The organism is Nocardia farcinica (genome assembly GCF_029867845.1).
Classification (GTDB): Bacteria; Actinomycetota; Actinomycetes; order Mycobacteriales; family Mycobacteriaceae; genus Nocardia; species Nocardia farcinica_A.
On the sequence record NZ_JARWRU010000082.1, the window covers coordinates 1 to 7,178 of the forward strand.

The following is a 7,178-nucleotide window of genomic DNA, read 5'->3' on the forward strand; positions in this document are numbered from 1 at the left end:
ATCCGCGCGGCTGTCGTGTAGCGCCCGGCCGAGGCCGCGCGCGCGGGCGACCGCGGCGACGGCGCCGCGCCGGGCGTACGCCTTGGCCCGCTGGGCCGCCAGCTGGACGCCGACGCCGATATGTCGGGTGTCCTCCAGCACCGCGTCGACCGCCTCGACAGCACCCACGTAGTTACCCTGCGTGAGCGCGAACCAGGCCGCCATTTCCGCCGCCCAGCCGATGATCTCGGGATTGTCGGCCTCCTGGCCGAGCGACCAGGCCGCGCGCCGGGTGGCCTCGGCGGCGGTGCGCCTGCCCAGGTCGTAGTCGACGCATCCGACCAGCAGCGCGACCCAGCCCGCCAGCACCAGGATCTCGCGGTGCTGGGCCAGGGTGAGCCTGCCGTCGAGCAGGGAGGTGATGCGGCGCAGCCAGGCGGTGCCCTCGGCGTGCAGTTGGTAGGGATCGGCGTAGGAGTACTCGCAGCACAGCCGCTCGGCGGTGATGCGGATGGCGTCCAGGGTCGAGGCGGAGACGTCCGACATCCGTAGCCTGCCGATGAATTCGAGCGTGTCCATGCCCGTCGCCGACAGCAGTTCGTCGTCGCGATTCGGCCTGGCCTTGGGGAAGAAGGCCGCTGTCACGGTGTCGAAGGTGGCGGCGATGATCGGCGCGTAGAAGTCGTCGGGGCGCGACTCGCCCGATTCCCAACGGCGCCAATTGCGTAGCAGGGTCGAGTCGGTCGGCAGGTTGTGCGACGTCTTCGCTCTCATCGCGCGAACGGCGTCGGCCTGCGACCACCCCCTCGCGTCACGTTCAGAGCGCATCCGGACAGCCCACACGGGTCGTTCGTCACTCGCGGTCACCGCTGTAGTATCGCACCAGTTAACCTCTGGTGCACCGGATAGGGCACGAAGATGTCCCCGGGTTGACACCTGCATTCGCAGTTTGGCGTCAGTCATTCTGAAAGAAGAGCCGACGAGTTGCCGGTCGTACAGATGCAAGTACACCTGTCGGGTACACCTGCAAGGCCGCGCGCACGCCGGATCGCACTGCCCCGCAGGGCAACCCGCGGGGATGCTCACCTCAGTGACAACGGCCCTATCCAAACGGCCCTATCCAAACGGCCCTATCCAACGGAGGTTCGGGTGGAAGCGTTGATCTACGGATATTTACGTGACGATCTCGCGGAGGGACACCGCGAGGAGCTCGAGGCGAAGATGAGCTCGCTGGCGCGGGAGGAGGGCATGTGCTTCGCCGCCACCTTCCACGAGGAGACCGGCGGCGACGGGGCGGCCTTCGTCGAGCTCACCCAGGAACTGCGCAGGGCCGACGCCCATCACGTGGTCGTGCCCTCGCTGGAACACCTTGCCGGGCACACCATTCCGCGCGACATCCTGATCGCCAAGCTGGCCCAGGACGCGGCGGCCCGGGTCTGGACCATCGAGAACGGCCTGCACGCCGTGCCCTGCTGTGGCCCGCTCGCGGGCGCACCGGCCGGTGCCGATTGCGAGCCGGTGGCCGGGACGTCCGGCAGGGCGGGCGTGTTGCCGGAGAGTTACCGAACCGACCGGACGGCATCTACTCCGGCGCGATAACCGCCCGCCGGAAAGGACACGCCGACAGGCGGAATCATCCGCCGGAGCCTTCGCGCGGCGAACCCGCAGCGACCGTCCGGCGACCGGCGCTCGCGCCGCATCGGGCCCGACGAGCGCGCCGGCCTCACAGGCCGAAGCTGCCAGGGCCCCGCCTGCGCAGATACTTCTCGAACTCCGCCGCGATCGCGTCGCCGTCGATCTTGGCGATGGCCTCCTTCATGTCGACGGCCGCGTCCCCGCGCTCCTCCAGCGAGCGCACGTACTCGGTGATCTCCTCGTCGCCCTCGGTCATCTCGCTGACCGCCGCCTCCCACTCCTCGGCCTGGGCGGGCAGCTCGCCGAGCGGCACCTCGATGTCGAGCACCTCCTCGACGCGGTGCAGCAGGGCGATGGTCGCCTTCGGGTTGGGCGGCTGCGACACGTAGTGCGGCACCGCGGCCCAGAACGACACCGCGGGCACGCCCGCCTTCACGCACTGGTCCTGCAGCACCCCGGTGATGCCGGTTGGTCCCTCGTAGCGGGTCTGCTCGAGGTTGAACCGCTCGGCGGCCTCGCTGCTGTAGGCCGAGCCGGTGACCGGCACCGGCCGGGTGTGCGGGGTGTCGGCCAGCAGCGCGCCGAGGATCACCACGGTCTGGACCCCGAGCTGGTCGACGAACTCCAGCAGCTCGGCGCAGAAGCTGCGCCAGCGCATGTTCGGCTCGATGCCGCGCAGCAGCACCACGTCGCGATCGCTGCCGGGCGGCGAGCACACCGAAAGGCTGGTCGCGGGCCACTGGATCTCCCTGGTGACCCCGTCGACCTGGCGGACCGTCGGCCGGTTCACCTGGTAGTCGTAGTAGTCCTCGGAGTCCAGCTCGGCCAGCGGTTCGGCGTCCCAGATCAGTTCCAGATGCTCGACCGCGCCACTGGCCGCGTCGCCCGCGTCGTTCCAGCCCTCGAAGGCGGCGATCAGGACCGGATCCCGCAACGTCGGCAATTCCGAATCGGAGGTATCACTGGGGTTCACCCCGCTGAGCCTACGGCTTACTCGCAGCGACTGTGGTGCCGATTACCGCTCGGGGTGTGCGGCGCGACAGTGGCGGGGGGCACGCGCGCACCCGGCTCGCGATACCGGCGCCCGGCCGTCGGGAGGTACCACTAGGCTTGTACCTATGTCTGTGTCCGATTCCGCCGGGTTCGATACCACCCTCCTCGACACGCTCCGTCGGCGTGTCGTCATCGGCGACGGTGCGATGGGCACGATGTTGCAGGCCGCGGATCTCACCCTCGACGATTTCCGCGGCCTGGAGGGATGCAACGAGATCCTGAACGAGACCCGTCCCGACGTGCTGCGCGGCATCCACCGCGCCTACTTCGAGGCGGGCGCCGACGCCGTGGAGACCAACACCTTCGGCTGCAACCTGTCCAATCTCGGCGACTACGACATCGCCGACCGCATTCGCGACCTGTCCGAGCGCGGCACCCGGCTGGCCCGCGAGGTCGCCGACGAGATGGGCCCGAGCCCCGACGGCACCCCGCGCTACGTCCTCGGCTCGATGGGGCCGGGCACCAAGCTGCCCACCCTCGGCCACGCGCCCTACGCCGCGCTGCGCGACGCCTACGTCGAGTCCGCCCTCGGCATGCTCGACGGCGGCGCCGACGCCATCCTCATCGAGACCTGCCAGGACCTCCTGCAGGTCAAGGCCGCGGTCACCGGCAGCAAGCGCGCCATGGAACGGGCGGGCAGGCGCATCCCGATCATCACCCACGTGACCGTGGAGACCACCGGCACCATGCTGGTCGGCAGCGAGATCGGCGCCGCGCTCACCGCGCTCGAGCCGCTCGGCATCGACATGATCGGCCTGAACTGCGCCACCGGGCCCGACGAGATGAGCGAGCACCTGCGGCACCTGTCGCGCCACGCCAGGGTGCCCGTCTCGGTCATGCCCAACGCGGGCCTGCCGGTGCTCGGCGCCAACGGCGCGGAGTACCCGCTGACTGCCGAGGAGCTGGCCGAGGCGCTGCGCGGGTTCGTCGCCGAGTTCGGTCTGGCCCTGGTCGGCGGCTGCTGCGGCACCACCCCCGAGCACATCCGGCAGGTGGCCGACGCGGTGCGCGAGGTCGAGATCGGCCTGCCCGAGCCGTGGCAGCGGCGCGCCCCGCAGCCGGAGCCCGCGGTGTCGAGCATGTACACGGCGGTGCCGTTCGAGCAGGACGCCTCGATCCTGATGATCGGCGAGCGCACCAATGCCAACGGCTCGAAGGCCTTCCGCGAGGCCATGCTCGCCCAGGACTGGCAGAAGTGCCTCGACATCGCCAAGGACCAGACCCGCGACGGCGCGCACATGCTCGACCTGTGCGTTGACTACGTCGGCCGCGACGGCGCGCAGGACATGAACGAGCTGGCGAGCAGGCTGGCCACGGCCTCGACGCTGCCGATCATGCTCGACTCCACCGAGCCCGCGGTGCTGCAGGCAGGCCTGGAGCACCTGGGCGGCCGTTGCGCGGTGAACTCGGTGAACTACGAGGACGGCGCGGGCCCCGGCTCGCGGTTCCAGCAGATCATGGCGCTGGTGGCCGAGCACGGCGCCGCGGTCGTGGCGCTGACCATCGACGAGAACGGGCAGGCCCGCACCGCCGAACACAAGGTCGAGATCGCCGAGCGGCTGATCGCCGACATCACCGGCAACTGGGGCCTGCGCGAGTCCGACATCATCATCGACACCCTGACCTTCACCCTCGGCACCGGTCAGGAGGAGTCGCGCCGCGACGGCCTGGAGACCATCGAGGCCATCCGCGAACTCAAGCGCAGGCACCCGCAGGTGCAGACCACCCTCGGCCTGTCCAACATCTCCTTCGGCCTCAACCCGGCCGCCAGGCAGGTGCTGAACTCGGTGTTCATGCACGAGTGCGTGCAGGCGGGCCTCGACTCGGCCATCGTGCACGCCTCCAAGATCCTGCCGATCAGCCGCATCCCGGAAGAGCAGCGCGAGGTCGCCCTCGACCTGGTCTACGACCGCCGCCGTCCCGGCTACGATCCGCTGCAGAAACTGATGGCGCTGTTCGAGGGCGTCTCGGCGTCTTCGTCGAAGGCCTCGCGCGCCGAGGAGCTGGCCGCGTTGCCGCTGTTCGAGCGCCTGGAGCGGCGCATCGTCGACGGGGAGAAGGCGGGCATGGAGGCCGACCTCGACGAGGCCATGCGCGAGGTGCCGCCGTTGCGGATCATCAACGAGACCCTGCTGTCGGGCATGAAGACCGTCGGCGAGCTGTTCGGCTCCGGTCAGATGCAGTTGCCGTTCGTGTTGCAGTCGGCCGAGGCGATGAAGGCGGCGGTGGCCTACCTGGAACCGCACATGGAGTCCACCGACGACGCGGGCAAGGGCCGCATCGTGCTGGCCACCGTCAAGGGCGACGTGCACGACATCGGCAAGAACCTGGTCGACATCATCCTGTCCAACAACGGCTACGAGGTGGTCAACCTCGGCATCAAGCAGCCCATCGGCGCCATCCTCGACGCCGCGGTGGACAAGAAGGCCGACGTCATCGGCATGTCCGGCCTGCTGGTCAAGTCGACCGTGGTGATGAAGGAGAACCTGGAGGAGCTCAACTCCAGGGGAGTAGCCGACCAGTTCCCGGTGCTGCTCGGCGGCGCCGCGCTCACCCGCGCCTACGTCGAGAACGACCTGACCGAGGTCTACGAGGGCGAGGTGCACTACGCGCGCGACGCCTTCGAGGGCCTGCGGCTGATGGACGAGATCATGGCCGCCAAGCGCGGCGAGGCCAAGGACCCGAACAGCCCGGAGGCGATCGCCGAGCGCGAGCGCGCCGCCGAACGCAAGGCCCGCCACGAGCGCTCCAAGCGCATCGCCGAGAAGCGCAAGGCCGCCGAGACCCCGGTCGTGGTGCCCGAGCGTTCGGACGTGGCCGCCGACGTGCCGGTGCCGGTGCCGCCGTTCTGGGGCACCCGCGTGGTGAAGGGTCTTGCCCTGCACGAGTATTCGGGTCTCATCGACGAGCGCGCGCTGTTCCTCGGCCAGTGGGGTCTGCGCGGGCAGCGCGGCGGCGACGGTCCCACCTACGAGGAGCTGGTGGAGACCGAGGGCCGTCCTCGGCTGCGCGCGTGGCTGGACCGGCTGGCCACCGAGGGCGTGCTCCAGCACGCGGCGGTGGTCTACGGCTACTTCCCCGCCGTGTCGGAGGGCGACGAGGTGATCGTGCTCACCGAGCCGGAACCCGATGCGCCGGAACGGTTCCGGTTCGCCTTCCCGCGCCAGCAGCGCGACCGGTTCCTGTGCATCGCCGACTTCATCCGGTCCAGGGCGCACGCGCGTGAACGAGGGCAGGTCGACGTGCTGCCGTTCCAGCTGGTCACCATGGGCCAGCCCATCGCCGACTTCGCCAACGAGCTGTTCGCCGCCGACAACTATCGCGATTACCTCGAGGTGCACGGCATCGGCGTGCAGTTGACCGAGGCGCTGGCCGAGTACTGGCACCGGCGGGTGCGCGAGGAACTGGTGCTCGACGGCCGTCCGGTCGCCGAATCCGATCCCGACGATGTGCAGGAGTACTTCAAACTGGGTTACCGTGGCGCGCGGTACTCCTTCGGCTACGGCGCGTGCCCCGACCTCGAGGACCGCGCCAAGCTGGTCGAGTTGCTCGAGGCGGACCGCATCGGCGTGGTCCTGTCCGAGGAATTGCAGTTGCATCCCGAGCAGTCGACCGACGCGTTCGTGCTGCTGCACCCGGAGGCCAAGTACTTCAACGCCTGAGACCCGGCGCGGGGTGGAGGGTTCTTTCGGGTGGACGCTCGGGTGAGGAAGGGCACGACCAGATGACGGCGGACCGGCTGATCGCGGGACGGTACCGGCTGGCCGAGAAGGTGGGCAGCGGTGCCATGGGGGTGGTGTGGCGCGCCACCGACGAGCGGCTGGAGCGCGTGGTCGCGGTCAAGCAGCTGCTGCTCACCCCCGGCCTCACTCCCGAGCAGGCCAAGGAGGCCAAGCGGCGCGCCATGCGCGAGGGCCGCATCGCCGCCCGGCTGCACCACCCCAATGCCATCACCGTCTTCGACGTCGCCGAGGAGGACGGCCAGCCGTGGCTGGTGATGGAGTACATGGACGCGCCGAGCCTGGCGGTGAAGATCGCAGGCGGGCACACCCTGCCGCCGCTCGCGGTCGCCGAGATCGGCGCGCAGGCGGCCTCCGCGCTGGCCGCCGCGCACGACGCGGGCATCATGCACCGCGACGTCAAGCCGGCCAATCTGCTGGTGGCCGACGACGGCACGGTCAAACTCACCGACTTCGGCATCTCGCGGGCCGTCGGCGATGTCACGGTCACCGCGACCGGCCTGCTCGCGGGCACCCCCGCCTATCTCGCACCGGAGGTGGCACGCGGCGAGGACCCGCTGCCCGGCTCGGACGTGTTCGCCCTCGGCGCCACGCTCTACACCGCCGTCGAGGGCGCGCCGCCCTTCGGTGAGGGTGACAACCCGCTGGCGGTCCTGCACGCCGTCGCCCTCGGCGAGGTGAGCCCGCCGCGCAACGCGGGCCCGCTCGCGCCGGTGCTGATGAGCCTGCTGTCGGTGGACGTGGGGGCCAGGCCGACCATGCGGGAGGCGG

The 7,178-nt window shown here is 70.2% G+C and carries 4 protein-coding genes and 1 pseudogene; 3 read left to right on the forward strand and 2 right to left on the reverse strand.

The genetic code is table 11. The annotated features are described in order from the left end of the window. A pseudogene (locus tag QH283_RS01460) lies at positions 1-753 on the reverse strand (XRE family transcriptional regulator); the annotation flags it as partial. A gap of 375 nt (positions 754-1,128) precedes the next feature. On the opposite strand from QH283_RS01460, the gene QH283_RS01465 reads away from it, so the two are divergent. After that, a complete protein-coding gene (locus QH283_RS01465) occupies positions 1,129-1,578 on the forward strand; it encodes a hypothetical protein (protein ID WP_280501214.1) in 450 nt (149 codons plus the stop codon). Positions 1,579-1,702: 124 nt separating this feature from the next. Here the strand turns inward: QH283_RS01465 and QH283_RS01470 are convergent, their stop codons facing one another. Beyond that, complete coding sequence (locus tag QH283_RS01470; RefSeq protein WP_280501215.1) at positions 1,703-2,587, reverse strand: PAC2 family protein; 885 nt, start codon at positions 2,585-2,587, stop codon at positions 1,703-1,705. A 145-nt stretch (positions 2,588-2,732) separates the two neighbouring features. Here QH283_RS01470 and metH point away from each other — a divergent pair, with 145 nt between their 5' ends. Next, a complete protein-coding gene (gene metH / locus QH283_RS01475; RefSeq protein WP_280501216.1) occupies positions 2,733-6,329 on the forward strand; it encodes a methionine synthase in 3,597 nt (1,198 codons plus the stop codon). 62 nt (positions 6,330-6,391) lie between these two features. Then, positions 6,392-7,178: serine/threonine-protein kinase (locus QH283_RS01480; protein WP_280501217.1), on the forward strand; the 787-nt coding region annotated here is incomplete at its 3' end.

Excerpts from the sequence above, each read along its gene's own strand:
- metH (WP_280501216.1), top strand. The coding sequence starts at position 2,733 with ATGTCTGTGTCCGATTCCGCCGGGTTCGATACCACCCTCCTCGACACG.